Raw genomic sequence first — 14720 nt, 5'->3', positions numbered from 1 at the left:
CTGGGCGGTGAGATGTCGCCCGGGAGGTGGGGATGGATCCACGCCATTCACTCAGCCACAGGCGCGGGGGCCCCGATCCGACGCCGGGGACTCCCTAAGGATACCGGGCGCGCCGTCTGCTTGCCTCTCCGGGGGTGGTGACGGGGTGTGGGCCTAGGCTGGTGGCCGTGGTCACGTGGTTCTGGCAGCGTCCGCGCAAGGGCGAGCGCGCATTGTCTTTGCGTTCCCGCGGCGACCTCGGCGACGCGACCAGGGTCGACTTCGAAGAGCTCGCACCCGAAATCGACACGTTCCTCGGCCAGGCGGCCTACCTGCAGCTCGGGTACTTCGAGACCTTGAGCGAGCTGATCGCTTCGACGCCCGAACTCGCGCAGAAGGACTCCCTGTCGCGTGCGGCCGGCGCGGCCCTGACCAAGCACGAGGCGCTCGTCGCCCTCATCCGCGACCGCGGTGACGATCCGACCGAACTGATGCTTCCGTTCCGCGAGCCGCTGGACGCATTCCGGCGTGCCACCCACGGCGTGCGCCCGCAGGAGACCATGCTGTCGGTGCACATCACGGCCGGGATGCTCGACGACTTCTACCTCGCGCTGTCGGCGAGCTACGGCGAGACCGGTCGCCGCGTCGCGCGGATCCTGCGCGGTGACGATGATCGCGAGGCGATCGTCGACATCATCGCGGCGACCATCGCCAGCGATCCGGAGTGGAAGGCCCTGCTCGCGCTGTGGGGGCGGCGCCTGGTCGGCGACACCCTCCTGATCGCGCGAGCCGCGCTGCGGCCGACGACGCTCCTCGTCGAGGATGAGGAGAAGGTCGAGCCCGTGTTCACAGAGCTCATGGCGGCCCACTCGCGACGGATGGACCGGATGGGGCTCGCGGCCTGAGCCGCGGCATCCGCCTCTGTCTCGGCGTCAGCCGATCTTGAGCCGGACGCGCTCGCGCTTGTCGTGGGCGACGCGTGCGCGGGTGAGGAGGATCAGGACCGGGTAGGTCACGACGATCGGGACGATGAGCGCCGCAAGCCACGGCCACGGCGTGTCGATCCCGACTCCGGCCCAGGTGAGGAGCATCCAGGCGAGTCCGGCCGACAGCGCGCCGACGATGGGACCCAGGACCACGCCTCGCGTGACCCGCTCGCCCAGCTGGAAGTGCACGCCGATTCCGATGACCGCGCCGACGATCAGGGCGATGAGGATCTGCATGACTCGGTGCTCAGGCGACGAAGCCGACGCGGCGGGACTCTTCGCTGCCCAGCTCGACGTAGGCGAGACCCGCAGTGGGGACGATGTACGCGTTGCCCTTGCTGTCGGAGAGGCTGATGTGGGTCGCCCCTGCGTCGAGAGCGCTCGAGATCGTCTTCTTCACGGCCGCAGCGGCCTCGTTGGTCTCGAAGCTGAGCTCGCGACCGGTGTTCGCGATGCCGATGCGGATCTCCACGTCAGTGCCTTCCTCATGCTGTGCGGGCTTTCCCCTGCGGTGCGTCGATCCGCCCATGGCGGGTGCGCATGGCAACTCTACGACACGCGTGAGGGGCGTCCGGCCGCGTGATGCACGCTGTCGGCGAACGGCGCTGTCGGCCATGCGCGATAGCGTCGAGGTCATGGTGTCGAGGGCAGGATCCGGCGCGGCGATCACGCTGGACGCGCGGCAGCGCGTGCTCGTCGACCTGCCGGTCGGCGCATCGGGCGTCGTGGTCGGCGCCCCCGGAACCGGCAAGACCTCGGCGCTCGTCGCCCGGGTCGAGCGCCTTCTCGACGAGCGACTGCTCACTCCCGACCAGCTGATCGTGCTCACGCCCACGCGCCAGACCGCGACTGTGCTGCGCGATCGCCTCGGCGCCGGACTGGACCTCGCGACTCCCGGCCCGCTCGCGCGCTCGACGGCGTCGTTCGCCTTCCAGCTCGTGCGGTCCGCCGCCGTGGCGGCGAAGGTCGCACTCCCGCAGCTGCTCACCGCGAGCGATCAGGACCGCATCATCGCCGACCTCCTCGCCGGTGATGAGGAGGATGCCGCGACCGGCGCCGGGCGATGGCCCGAGGGGCTCGGCGACCACGTCCGCCGCTCGCGCGCCTTCCGCGCCGAACTGCGCGCTCTCTCCGCGCAGTGCTCCGAGCTCGGCATCGCACCGGCCGACTTGGCGCGGCTGGGTGCGCAGCACGAGCGACCGGCGTGGTCATCGGCCGCATCCTTCTTCGACGAGTACCGCTACACGCTCGCCCGCATGCGGCCCTCCCATCGCGATCCCGCCGAACTCGTGCGTGAAGCCGCCGGCCTGCTGGCAACCGGCGACGTCGAGACGATCGGTCCGGCGGCCACGCTGCGGGTCGTGCTGGTCGATGACGCGCAAGAGCTCACGCGGGGCGGCATCGCCCTGCTGGCAGCGGCCCGGCAGCGCGGGCTGGCGGTCCTGGCCTTCGGTGACCCGGACATCGGCTCCGGCGCCTTCCGCGGCGCGGGCCCCGAGCTCTTCGACGAGCTGATCGGACTGCTCGGCGACGTGCACGTGCTCGACATCCCCCACCGGGCGTCGCATTCGCTCACCCGCCTGACCCGTACGGTCACGGCGTCGATCGGTGCCGGCAGCCGCGTCGAGCATCGCCGCGCGCCGGGTCCGCCGATCGACGACGACGCGTCCGTCTCGACCATCATCGCGGCGTCGCCGTTCGAAGAGGTCGATCGCATCGCCCGCACCCTGCGCGAATGGCACGTGATGCACAGGCTGCCGTGGGAATCGCTCGCGGTGATCGCCCACGACACCCGCCAGATCGCTCAGCTCGAAGTCGAGCTCGCCGCCCGTGAGGTGCCGACACGCGCCGCGAGCGTCCCCCGGCCGCTGGGCAGCGAGGCGGTGGTGCGCGACCTGGTCGGCATCGTGCGCATCGGCATGACGCCGCCCCTCGCGCGCGACCCCGACGTGCTCGCAGATGCGCTCGTGACTCCCTACGGCGGCCTCGACGCCGTCGGGCTCCGGCGCGTCCGCGCGCGCTTGCGGGTCGCCGAACTGGCGGATGGCGGCTCGCGATCAGCGCGCGACCTTCTGGCCGAGGCGCTCGCCGAGCCTGCGCAGCTCGCCCTGATCGACGCTCCGGAGGCTCGCCGGGCCGAAGCGCTCGCTCTGACCCTGGGTCGGGTGCACGCTGAGGCAGCACGAGGGGCGACCGTCCACGAGCTTCTCTGGATCGTGTGGGAGCGCTCCGGCCTCGAACGCAGATGGGTTCGTCAGGCCGGCGGAACGGGCGCCCTCGCGGAAGAGGCGACGCGCGCTCTGGATGCGCTCGTGGCGCTGTTCGGCGCGGCCAAGCGCGCGGTCGAACGCGCTCCGGATGAGGGGCCGGCCCGGTTCATCCGCGAGATCCTCGACAGTGAAGTCCCCGAAGACCTCCTCACCGCGCCCGAGCGAAGCGGCGCGGTGTCGCTGCTGACACCGGCGGCGGCCCTGGGCACGCAGTTCGAGGCGGTCGTGGTCGCCGGCGTGCAAGAAGGCATCTGGCCCAACACCCGCCTGCGCGGCGGACTGCTCGACGGATGGCGGCTCGCGGATGCCGCCATGGCGTGGCGTGAAGGGCGCGACCTGCCCGCGCCCGCGGTCATCGACCGACGCCGTTCAGTGCTCCACGAGGAGCTGCGGCTCTTCGTGAGGGCGGTCTCGCGGGCCCGGTCACAGCTCGTCGTGACAGCCACATCAGACGACGACATGGGTCCGAGTGCGCTCTTCGCGTATCTGCCCGATCCGGATGACGGCGCCGACGCCGCGGTCGAGCATCCGCTCACCCTGAGAGGTCTCGTCAGTGCGCACCGGCGCACGCTCACGACATCAGCGGATGCCGCGGACCGGACCTACGCCGCCCGACAGCTCGCACTGCTCGCCGATGCCGGCGTGTCAGGCGCCCGCCCTCAGCAGTGGTACGGCATCAGCCCGCCGTCGTCCGACGAGCCGCTGCACGACCTTGCCCGCGGCCCGGTGCGGGTATCGCCCTCGCGACTGGAGGGGTTCGAGAAGTGCGGGCTCGACTGGGCTGTGCGCACCCTCGGCGGCGACACGCGCTCGTTCTCGTCCGGTCTGGGCACGATTCTGCACGCCGCGATGGAAACGGCTCCAGATGGCGATCTCGCCGCGCTCCAGGCCGTCGTCGACGAGCGATGGGGCGAGCTCGAGTTCGAGGCGCCGTGGCTCGAACGTCAAGAGCGCGCGTGGGCGGGCACGCTCGTCGAAAGGCTGCACTCCTATCTGCGCCGGTTCCAGGATGAGGGCGGCGAGGCGATCGGCTCCGAGGCTCGGTTCCGGCTCGGCGTCGAACTGCCCGAGAGCCTGGATGTCGAGCCGCGGGTGTGGGCCGTCCGCGACGATGAGACGCCGCCCGCGGGGCCCGCGGCGGTGCTCAGCGGATCGATCGACCGCGTCGAGGTGTATCCACCCGATCGTGGCGAGGCGGTGCCGCTCAGCGGCGCCTCCGGGCCGAGAGTCGTCGTGATGGATCTCAAGACCGGCCGATCCGAGGCTCGGGTCTCGGACGAGAAGGTTCACCACGACGCCCAGCTCGCCGCATATCAGCTGGCGGTCACGTCCGGCCTCGTCGAGGGGGTCCACGACCACACCAACGCCGGCGCCCGGCTCCTCGTGCTGTCGAAGACCCTGAAGAACACGCACTACCGCATCGCGCATCAGTCCGCCATGGCGCCCGATGACCGCACGGCCTTCCTGCTGCGGATCGCTGCCGACGCGCGCGGGATGGCGTCGGCATCCTTCATCGCGAACATCGACGCGCACTGCACCGACGACCGCTTCGCGGTGTGCCGGCTTCATACCGTCAAGGCGGTGAGTGCCTCGTGACAGCCGTCCTCCCGGTCGCCGCATGGACGGGCGACCTCGGGCTCGGCGCGTCCGTCATCGCGACGGCGCTCGGGCTGCCCGAACCCACGGCCGACCAGCGCGCCGTCATCGAGGCACCACCGTCGCCGGCTCTCGTCATCGCCGGCGCCGGCAGCGGCAAGACCGAGACCATGGCCGGGCGGGTCGTGTGGCTCGTGGCGAATGGTCACGTGCGCCGCGACGAGGTGCTCGGACTCACCTTCACCCGCAAGGCCGCCGGCGAACTGGCCGAGCGGATCGAGTCGCGTCTCGCCCGCATGGACGAGTACTCGCACCGCGGGCTGCTTCCGCATCTCGGGGCGCTCGCGGCATCGGGCGCCCTCGAAGAAGTCTGGGCGCGGCTCACCGCTGTGCCCGATCGACGCCGCCGGACGCAGCTGGGCGAAGAGCTCGATCGACTCGCGCTGCGGCTCGAGACCGGCGCGTCTGCTGTCGATGTCGCACGCCGCCTCGCCGAGGACGCACTGCTGCGTGCCCGTGTGTCGACGTACAACGCCTTCGCCGATGCGATCGTGCGCGAGCACGCGGCTCGAATCGGGCGGGATGCCGAAGCTGCTCTGCTCAGCCAGTCCGGGTCGTGGCTGACGGCCCGTCGTGTGGTAATCGATTCGCTCGATGACCGGCTCGCACACCGTGAGGATCGCTTCGGCACCGTCGTGGATGCCGTGCAGAAGCTCGCGGGTGAGATCCTCGACAACCGCGCCGACGTGGCAGAGGTGGCGGCGTTCGGCGAGCGCTTCGCGGCCGCCGTCGCGCCGCTCGTGAACCCGAGTCTCGCGAATCCCGGCGACGTCGAGAAGCTCCACACCACGATGGGGGGTCTTCCGATCCTCGCAGGGCTCGTCAGCGACTATGCGCGGTCGAAGGAGGCGAACAACGCCCTCGACTTCGCCGACCAGGTCGCCGGCGCGCTCGAGATCGTCTCGCGGGCACCCGAGGTGATCGACGAGCTGCGCGAACAGTATCGCGTCGTGCTCCTCGACGAGTACCAGGACACCTCGGTGATCCAGACCGAGCTGCTCGGTGCCATCTTCCACGACACACCGGTGATGGCCGTCGGCGACCCGCATCAGTCGATCTACGGCTGGCGCGGCGCGAGCGCCGACAATCTCGGCGCCTTTCCGCGGGTGTTCGCACGGGACTCGCGATGCGAGCGGTTCGCGCTCATGGTGAGCTGGCGGAACGACCGTTCGATCCTGGATGCCGCCAACACCCTGATCGCCGGCGCGGCGCCGATGGGCGTCGACGTGCCGCCGCTCGTGTCCCGCCCCCTGGCCGGCCAGGGCCGTGTCGCACGACGATTCGAGTCGACGATCGAAGAAGAGGCCGAAGCGGTCGCGGAGTGGTTCAGCGCGGTTCGCTCCCGCCACGCGGGCACGCACACCGAGCCTCACTCGGGCGCAATCCTGTTCCGGGCCAAACGCCATATGTCGGTCTTCGCCGATGCGCTCGCCGAGCGCGGCATCCCGCACCGCATTCTGGGGCTCGGTGGCCTGCTCTCGACTCCCGAGGTCGTGGACGTCGTGGCCGCGCTTCGCGTGCTGAGCGACCCATCGCAGGGCTCCTCGCTGATCCGCCTGCTCGTCGGACCCCGCTTCGGGGTGGGGGTGGCCGACATGGCTGCCCTTCACGAGCTCGCGACGACGCTCGCGCAGCGCGACGAGTCGTTCACCCGACTGCCAGACCACCTCTTGCAGCGATTGCGAGGCTCGGTCGGCATCGACGAGCAGGTGTCGATCGTGGATGCCGTCGACGTCGTCCGCGCGCTGCCGGCCGACTACGGGCTGCTCGCGCACCTCACGAGCGAGGGGATCCGCCGTGTCAAGGACGCGGGTGGGGTGTTCGAGCGGCTGCGCAGCGCCGTCGGGCAGCCGATTCCCGAGCTCATCCGCGCGATCGAGCTGGAGCTCGGCCTCGACATCGAGCTCGCCTCGAACGAGAGCCGCGGTCCGGCGCGCCTCGCGGGAACGCAGCTGCGCTCATTCGTCGATGAGATCCGCACCTTCCTCGCCGCCGACGAGCGCGGCTCGATCGGCAGTCTGCTCGCCTGGCTCGACCATGCCGAAGAGACCGACGAGCTGATGCCCCGTCCCGAGCCTCCCGAGCCAGGCGTGGTGCAGCTCCTCACGATCCACGGGTCGAAGGGTCTCGAGTGGGATGCCGTCGCCGTTGTGCGACTCGTGCAGGATGAGCTGCCGAAGCGGCCCCGCAGCACGCTGGGGTGGCTCGGTTTCGGCGTGCTGCCGTATCCGTTCCGAGGCGACCGCGCCGCGATTCCATCACTCGAATGGAGTCCCGATGCGGCCACCGACCGCGGCGGGCTGCAGAAGGCGATCACGTCGTTCAAGGCCTCCAACAAGGCGTATCAGGAGCGGGAGGAACGTCGTCTCGCGTATGTCGCCGTCACGCGGGCACGCGGCGACCTGCTGCTCACCGGGTCGCAATGGGGTGGGCAGAAGGAGCCCAGGCGCCCGAGTGCCTATCTCGAAGAGATCGTCGCCGCGCTGGGCCTGGACCCGATCGACGTCGACGACTCGGGCGAGAATCCCTACGAGGGCAGGCTCGGGGCGACGCTGCGATGGCCGCTCGACCCCCTTGGTGCGCGCGGTGAGCGCGTTCGCGCCGCGGCTGCAGCGGTGGACGACGCGATCGACGAGGACCGGCGGTCGGAGCCGTCGGAACAGCTGCAGCGCCTGCTCCTGGAGCGGGCGGCTCGGGGGCGGCCGCCGGTGCACGATGCGCCGTCGCGGGTCGCGGCATCCCGGTTCAAAGACTTCGTGGACGACTTCGCCGCGACCGTCGGCTCGATCGCGCGGCCCGTGCCCGAGCGCCCCTACGACCAGACGCGTCGCGGCACGCTCTTCCACGCGTGGGTCGAGCAGCGATCGGGACTCGCCGGCCGCGGCACCTCACTGGATGACGGCCTGTGGGAGATCGACGACGAGCAACCCGCCGAGACCGAGGCTTCACGCGCCGATGCCGTCGAGCTCGACCGGCTGATCGCGACCTTTCTCGCGTCGGAATGGGCAGACCTTCGCCCGATCGAGGTCGAGACCGAGATCGACGTCACTCTGGCGGGAGCCGACGGTCTCGGCACCGTGGTCTGCAAGCTCGACGCGGTGTATCGGCGCGGCGACCGCATCGAGATCGTGGACTGGAAGACGGGTCGCCCGCCGACATCCGCCGCACAGCGCGATGAGCGGATGCTGCAGCTCGCGCTGTATCGGGTGGCGTACCACAAGCGCCACGGTGTCCCGCTGGAGGACATCGACGTCGTGCTGTATTACGTGTCGGACGACCTCGTCATCCGCTCGGACCGCGTCTACTCGGAGTCAGACCTGGTCCAGCGCTGGAACGCGGCGCGCGAAGCGCGCTCTGCCTCGCGTTCCTCGTCGACATCCCGGGGCTGAACGTCGAGCAGAGTCGGCAGCTCGATCGGCGCTGTCGAGAGGTCGTCCACATGCCGTGGTCCGGCCCCCATCTCACCGGAATCGGCTGCTGCGGCCGCGAGCCTCGCCTGCCGGATGGCGGATAGATCTTCGGTGACGGCGCCCGCGTCATCCGCGTCGTCGTCTCCTGGGGAATCGTCGTCGCTGGCGACCCAGAGCGAGAGCTCCTCGGGGTCGTACGCGTCCGTCTGCATCGAGGTGTCGACGGCGACAGGCGCCGCGCCCGGCATGCGTTCGAGCAGCGCGATCGCGTCTTCGACGTCCAGTGCGGCATCCGTCACGATGTCGTCGCCCTGGACTCCCGCAGCGAGCGACTCGAGGAGGCCGACAGCGTCGTCGATCACGTCCTTGCGGCCCGACTCGTGGCCGTGGATCAGCCATTTGGCGAACTCGAGCTCGGCGTAGAGGCGCCCGCGCTCGCGGGCGCGGGCGTCGGGGGCGCGCCCGCTGTGGGCGACGTAGGCGGCGTAGACGTCGTCAGCTGCTGCCGGCGCGGACGCCAGCCATTGCAGATCGGCCGCGGGGTCGCCCACCGACAGGCCGTGCCACTCGAGCAGCCCCGTGACGCGTGGCACACCGTCGACGTCGTCGAAGAGGAAGGATGCCGCGCCGGCGCCGCCCAGGACGACGGCCGACTCGAAGCGCCAGAGCTCGTCCGAGGCCACCGCCCGACGCCAGCGGCCGAGGAGCGCCTTCGGCGTGCGCCGAGTCGCCTCCGCACGATCGATCAGCCGGGCGGTGTCGGTGCGCACCTGCTGCGGGGTCCGAACGGGCAGCCCCTCGGTGCGGACGATCGACAGGGGGAGGGCGTGCAGAGCGGCGAGCGATGCGCCGAGCGACGTCGCGGCACCGCGGCCCGGGGGCAGGTGCGCTGCGTCGACCCGGTAGCCGGGAAGGAAGTCCACGACGATCGCGCGCGAGTCGCCGATGCCGGCCTCGCCGAGAAGTTCGGGCGCGCGGAACGGCAGCAGCCCGCGCACACCGGGGGTCAAGGCGCGCAGTGCGCGCACCTCGGCGGCGAGTTCCGGAACGGCGGTGTCGTCGGCGGGGACGCGCACCACCACCCGGCGACCGTCGTCGAGATCGGCGATCGCGGCGTCGTATCGGCCGGCGGCGCCCTCGGTGAGCGCGCCGACTCCGACGACGCCTACCCGGGGCAGAGCCGACGTCACGGACGCGGCTAGAGTGAAGGGTGAGCGTGCCATGTGCCCAGGGTAGGTCGGGTACTCCCGTCCGCCCCCGCGCCACGCCCTGGCTGATCCAGCAACACCCAGGACGATCGACGAAAGCGGAGATGTCCCCGATGACGGCGCCCGAGAGTACGCAGCTTCCACCCCTCGCAGGATCCGCGATCGATCGTGCGGCCGAAGAGCGTGCGACTGAGAACCTCATCGAGAGTGCGCGGGCGGATGCGGCATCCCGCGTGCTCGTGATCGCCGGCGACGCCGCGCCACTCGCCGAGCCCGGCCGGCTGATGTGGTCTCGAGCGGAAGACGTACCGGATGGGGGAGTCTGGGCCTTTCTCGGCCGCGACCCTGAAGGGAACGCGCTGCTGACAGCGGTCTTCGCGACGGGGGAAGAGCCGTTGTTCGCCGCACCCGCCGGATGGGCGGGGCTGCGTGTGGTCGGCGGGTCGCTGGAGCAGAGCGATGCGGATGCCTTCGTCGAGGCACTCAGCCTCGGCCGGTGGCTGCTGGACTCACCCTATTGCCCGGCCTGCGGAACGCTTGCGGACCTTGGGGACGCTGGATGGTCGCGGCGATGTCCTCACTGCGGCCGGCAGCATTTTCCCCGCACCGATCCCGCCGTCATCGTCGCCATCACGAGCGCGGACGATCCCGATCGGCTGCTGCTCGGTTCGAACGCGCTCTGGGGCGCGAACAGGTTCTCGTGCTTCGCGGGCTTCGTCGAGGCGGGCGAATCGCTCGAGGCCGCAGTGCGCCGCGAGCTGCTCGAGGAGGCAGGTGTGGATGCTGTCGACATCCGGTATCGCGGTTCTCAGGCGTGGCCGTACCCGCGTTCGCTCATGGTCGGATATCTCGCCACCGCGGCCGACGACGCGGCGGCCGAACCGGACGGCGAGGAGATCATCGCCGTCCGGTGGTTCACGCGCGACGAGATCGGCGCCGGTCTCGCCGGCGAGAGTGACCTGCTTCTGCCGGGGCGCGCGTCGATCGCGCACCGCCTGGTCAGCGGCTGGTTCAAGGGGGACGCGTGAGCGAAGGCGTGCTCGCCGGGCTGGATGAGGCGCAGCTCGAAGCCGTCACGACCCTGCGAGGCCCGGTCGTCGTGCTCGCCGGAGCGGGCACCGGCAAGACCCGCGTGATCACCCACCGCATCGCTCACGGCGTCGACACCGGCGCGTACTCGCCGGGTCGGGTCATGGCTGTGACCTTCACAGCCAAGGCTGCGGGCGAGATGCGCGGACGCCTACGCGCTCTCGGCGTCGTGGGTGTGGCGGCCCGGACCTTCCATGCCGCAGCGCTCGCGCAGCTGAACTACTTCTGGCCGACACTCGCCGGCGACGCCATGCCGGGCATCGTCGACAACAAGGTGCGTCTGCTCGCGCACGCGGCGGACAGCATGGGGATCGGGCCGGATGTCGCGACGCTCCGCGACGTCGCGAGCGGGATCGAATGGCGCAAGGTCACGATGCGCAGCGTCGACGAATACGTCGCCGCCCGGCCGCAGGGCATCGGCCGGCTGCCCGTCGATCGGGTCGGTCAGTTGCACCTCGCCTACGAAAAGCTCAAGGACGAGCGACGCCAGCTCGATTTCGAAGACGTGCTCCTGGCGTGCGCCGGCATGCTCGAGGCCGAGCCGCATGTCGCTCGGGCGGTGCACGAGCAGTACCGACACTTCACCGTCGACGAGTTCCAGGATGTCTCGCCCTTGCAGCACCGCCTCCTCGAGCTGTGGCTCGGCGATCGGCGCGATGTGTGCGTCGTCGGTGATGCGAGCCAGACCGTCTACTCGTTCGCCGGCGCCGATGCGCGATTCCTGCTCGGATTCGAGAGTCGGCACGAGGGCGCCCGCGTCGTGCGTCTCGAGACGAATCACCGATCGGATCCCGCGGTCCTCGCCGTAGCGAACGACCTGATGCGCGACCGGCCGGGGGCGCTGAACCTCGTCGCCTCCGGCGAGCAGCCAACGACGAACGACACCCCCATCGTCACGGCATACGACGACGACGAGGATGAGGCCCACGGCGTTGCAGCACGGATCTCGCAGCAGATCGGCTCGGGCGTCGATCCACGGCGCATCGCGGTGCTCTACCGCGCGCATGCCCAGTCGGCAGAACTGGTTGCGGCTCTGGCGGACGCGGGGATCGCCGCGACGGTGCTCGGTGGCCGCCGGTTCTTCGATCTGCCCGAGGTGCGTCAGGCAGTGATGGCCCTGCGCGGCGCTTCGGTCGCTCCGATCGAGAGCGGCTTCACCGACACGGTGCGCGACGTGCTGCGCTCGCTCGGACTGACCGATGAGCCGCCTGAGGCAGGCGGAGCCCTGCGCGACGCGTGGGAGGCAAGAGCGGCGATTCTGCGCCTCGCCGACGAGGCGCCGCCAGGCACGACACTGCGCGGCTTCACCGACGATCTGACTGCGCGCGCGAAGGCCCAGGATGAGCCGGCCATGCGCACCGTGACCCTCGCGACCCTGCACGCCGCAAAGGGACTCGAGTGGGACCACGTGCACATCGTCGGCGTCTCGGAGGGTCTGCTGCCCATCTCGTACGCCACGACGTTCGACCAGGTCGACGAAGAGCGGCGGCTGGCGTATGTCGGCATCACGCGGGCCGCGCGAACGCTGTCGCTGTCGTGGGCGCGAGGACAGCGAGATCGGCAACCCTCCCGGTTCCTGCGAGAGATCGGCAACGGCACTCTGCGTGCGGTCGGTGCTCCCGCGAGGCGCGGTGCAGCGACCGAGCGCGCAAAGTCACGGAGTTCGTCGTCTGCCGCGCCGCGCGGCGCTCGCCCTCGCTGAGCAGCCGGGCCGCCACGATCCCCGCCTCGCAGGCGATCGAGGGTTCGAGACCGACGACCGGCCTGCCGATGAGCTGCGAGGCCACCAGCGGCCAGGACGGATCCGCATCCCGCCGGTGGGCTGCAACGCATGCCAGGCACGGCGTCAGACCGGGCCTGACGTAAGGTCCGACCTCGGCACCCGTGCAGGTGAACACGATCGGAAGGTGCGGGATGTCGTGCGACATGAGCGCCGCTGCGCGGCGGGGCTCGACGAGATGGTGCGCCAGGACGACGAGGGGCGCGGCATCCGGAACCACCTCGTCGGGCGCGTCGTGCCAGGTGGCCCGGGTGACGCCGAAGCCCGACGACGCGAGGGCTTCTGCGACCGCGTCGGCGCGGTCGACGGGAAAGTCCGTCGGCACCTGGAGCGTCAGCCGGGGTGGTTCGAGGGTGCGAGGCGGCGCGAGCGCCCGGTGGATCTGCCGTAGGAAGGTGCGGGCAGCACGGTCGGGAGCGCCGAACGCTGTGGCGACCGGCTCGAGTGCGTCGTCGGGGATGCCTCGCGCGAGTTCGTGTACGAGGCGCTGCTGCCATCGGGACGGATTTTCCACGATCGCCACAGGGTCGGCGCCGAACTGCATTGTCGTCGCGCTTCGCCACAGCGGCGGATAGGCGGGGTCGAGTCGGAGCATTCCCCGATTGTGGCGGCCCCCGTGGGTGCCATTCGGGTTTCCACAGCCTTGGCGTCGGGGGACACCGCTGCGGGCTGCCTGGGGAGGAGTCGCGAGCCACGCTGCTTGCGGCGCGTGGTCGGGATTGGTGTCGGTGCGATGGCTTTCGACGGATTGCCGGGCCAACCGGTCGTTGACTTTCGACGTTCTCTCTTTTCGAGGGGCGTCGCTCGCCGCGATCGAAGCAGTGCGGTCGGCCTCACACCGGCCGGTTGTCGTGTGGCGCCGCGCCACCGGAGTCGTCGCCCCCACCATCGCCGGAGTCGCCTTCCCCGGCCTCGCCCTCGCCCGCGCCGGGGCCGGTATCTCCACCGGGGGCGCTTTCGTCGGCGAGCAGCTGTGCGAGCGCGTCGTCCATCTCGTCCGTGACCGGTTCGTCGCCGCGGACACGAGCCTCGAGCCGGGCGATCAGCGAGGCAGGATCGTCGATGTCGTCCGCCGTCGGCATGAGGTCCGGGTAGTCCCACAGCGAATCGCGTGCGCCGACGCCGACGGCGTCCGTCACGGCACGCCACATCGCGGCCGCCTCGCGCATGCGACGGGGTCGCAGCTCGAGGCCGACGAGGGATGCGAGCGCCCGCTCGGCAGGGCCGCCCACGGCGCGGCGGCGGCGCACGGCCTCGGCGATGCGATCCGCGGTGGGAAGGCGCGACGCGGCGTTCTCCGTCACGACGTCGACCCACCCCTCGATGGTGGCGAGGAGATTCTCGAGGCGGGTGAGGGCGGCGTTCTGCGCGTCGGACCGAGCCGGCAGCAGCGCGCCGCTCTCGAGGGCCCGCCGCAGCTCTTCCGGCTCGGACGGGTCGAAACGAGATGCGAGCTCCTCGAGGGCATCGGTGTCGACGTGCACTCCACGAGCGAATTCAGTGACCTGAGAGATGACGTGCAGTCGCAGCCATCGCGCGTGGCGGAAGAGTCGCGCATGCGCGAGTTCGCGCACCGCGGCGTAGAGGGCGAGCTGATCGTCCGGGATCTCCAGGTCGCGGCCGAAATCGGCGAAGTTCTGCGGCAGGATGGCCGCGACGCCGTCCGGCATTATCGGGATGCCGACATCCCCGCCGCTCACGACCTCTTTGGACAGGTCACCCACGACCTGCCCGAGCTGCGACGCGAAGAGAGACCCTCCGACGGTGCGCATCAGCCGTCCGGCGCCCTCCACGAGCCCCTGCATGTCGTCGGGCGCCTGCTCGCTGAGCGCGGCGGTCAGTGCGTCGGAGATGCTGGTGGCGACCGGCTCGGCGAGCTCCTGCCAGAACGGCAGCGTGGCTTCGACCCATCCGCCCCGGGTCATCGACTGCGGAGCGCTCGCGAGCTCTGCGATCGTCGTGGCCTCGCTCAGCCACAGCGTGGCCAGCGCGAAAGCCTGGTCGAGGTCGGTGCGCTGCCCGGCGGTCACGCCGAGGCCGTCCTGGTTCGCGATGTGCAGGGCCTGGCGCTTGGCGAGGTCCCACGAGATCGCCCCGTCCGCGCCGCCTGCGAAGGCGCCCTGCAGGTGCTGCATCATGGTCTGCATCATCGCGGGATCGATGTTCATGCCCGAGAGGCGTGACAGCTGCTCGGCGTCGAGCTCGCCGCCGCCGCCGCCCAGCAGCTGCCTGAGCAGCTCCTGGAACTCGTCCTCGGGACTGCGGTCCTCGTCTGCCACTTCAGCCGCCTTTCAGACACGTCTGCGAAGTGCGTTCTACGCTAGTCGCACGCATTACTCGCA

Annotated in this window: 9 protein-coding genes; 5 read left to right on the top strand and 4 right to left on the bottom strand. The window is 70.8% G+C overall.

What is annotated here, in order from left to right:
* The first annotated feature begins 167 nt into the window (after positions 1-167).
* A complete protein-coding gene (locus tag ABD188_RS14955; protein ID WP_344063950.1) occupies positions 168-884 on the top strand; it encodes a ferritin-like fold-containing protein in 717 nt (238 codons plus the stop codon).
* 27 nt (positions 885-911) lie between these two features.
* On the opposite strand, the gene ABD188_RS14950 is transcribed toward ABD188_RS14955, so the two are convergent.
* Both ABD188_RS14950 and ABD188_RS14945 read right to left on the bottom strand, forming a co-directional pair.
* A complete protein-coding gene (locus tag ABD188_RS14950; protein ID WP_344063947.1) occupies positions 912-1202 on the bottom strand; it encodes a hypothetical protein in 291 nt (96 codons plus the stop codon).
* Between the two features lie 10 nt (positions 1203-1212).
* Positions 1213-1437, bottom strand: a complete 225-nt coding sequence (locus tag ABD188_RS14945; protein WP_344063944.1) for a DUF3107 domain-containing protein — start codon at positions 1435-1437, stop codon at positions 1213-1215.
* Positions 1438-1579: 142 nt separating this feature from the next.
* Here ABD188_RS14945 and ABD188_RS14940 point away from each other — a divergent pair, with 142 nt between their 5' ends.
* Together ABD188_RS14940 and ABD188_RS14935 are read left to right on the top strand one after the other, a co-directional pair.
* A complete protein-coding gene (locus tag ABD188_RS14940) occupies positions 1580-4831 on the top strand; it encodes a PD-(D/E)XK nuclease family protein (RefSeq protein ID WP_344063942.1) in 3252 nt (1083 codons plus the stop codon).
* Positions 4828-8280, top strand: a complete 3453-nt coding sequence (locus ABD188_RS14935; protein ID WP_344063940.1) for an ATP-dependent helicase — start codon at positions 4828-4830, stop codon at positions 8278-8280. The genes ABD188_RS14940 and ABD188_RS14935 overlap by 4 nt, the downstream gene beginning before the upstream one ends.
* On the opposite strand, the gene ABD188_RS14930 is transcribed toward ABD188_RS14935, so the two are convergent.
* A complete protein-coding gene (locus tag ABD188_RS14930; protein WP_344063937.1) occupies positions 8193-9524 on the bottom strand; it encodes a phosphotransferase in 1332 nt (443 codons plus the stop codon). The genes ABD188_RS14935 and ABD188_RS14930 overlap by 88 nt on opposite strands.
* 98 nt (positions 9525-9622) lie before the next feature.
* On the opposite strand from ABD188_RS14930, the gene nudC reads away from it, so the two are divergent.
* Positions 9623-10537, top strand: a complete 915-nt coding sequence (nudC, locus tag ABD188_RS14925) for an NAD(+) diphosphatase (protein WP_344063935.1) — start codon at positions 9623-9625, stop codon at positions 10535-10537.
* Positions 10534-12300, top strand: coding sequence for an ATP-dependent helicase (locus ABD188_RS14920; RefSeq protein ID WP_344063932.1), 1767 nt, complete (start codon positions 10534-10536; stop codon positions 12298-12300). The genes nudC and ABD188_RS14920 overlap by 4 nt, the downstream gene beginning before the upstream one ends.
* 911 nt (positions 12301-13211) lie before the next feature.
* Here the strand turns inward: ABD188_RS14920 and ABD188_RS14915 are convergent.
* Positions 13212-14657: a zinc-dependent metalloprotease gene (locus tag ABD188_RS14915; protein ID WP_344063928.1), complete on the bottom strand. Its 1446-nt coding sequence runs from the start codon at positions 14655-14657 to the stop codon at positions 13212-13214.
* Positions 14658-14720: the final 63 nt, after the last annotated feature.

It is taken from the genome of Microbacterium pumilum (assembly GCF_039530225.1).
Taxonomy (GTDB): Bacteria; Actinomycetota; Actinomycetes; order Actinomycetales; family Microbacteriaceae; genus Microbacterium; species Microbacterium pumilum.
The sequence above is the reverse complement of the archived record's forward strand: the minus strand, read 5'-3'. Positions and strand labels throughout refer to the sequence as shown.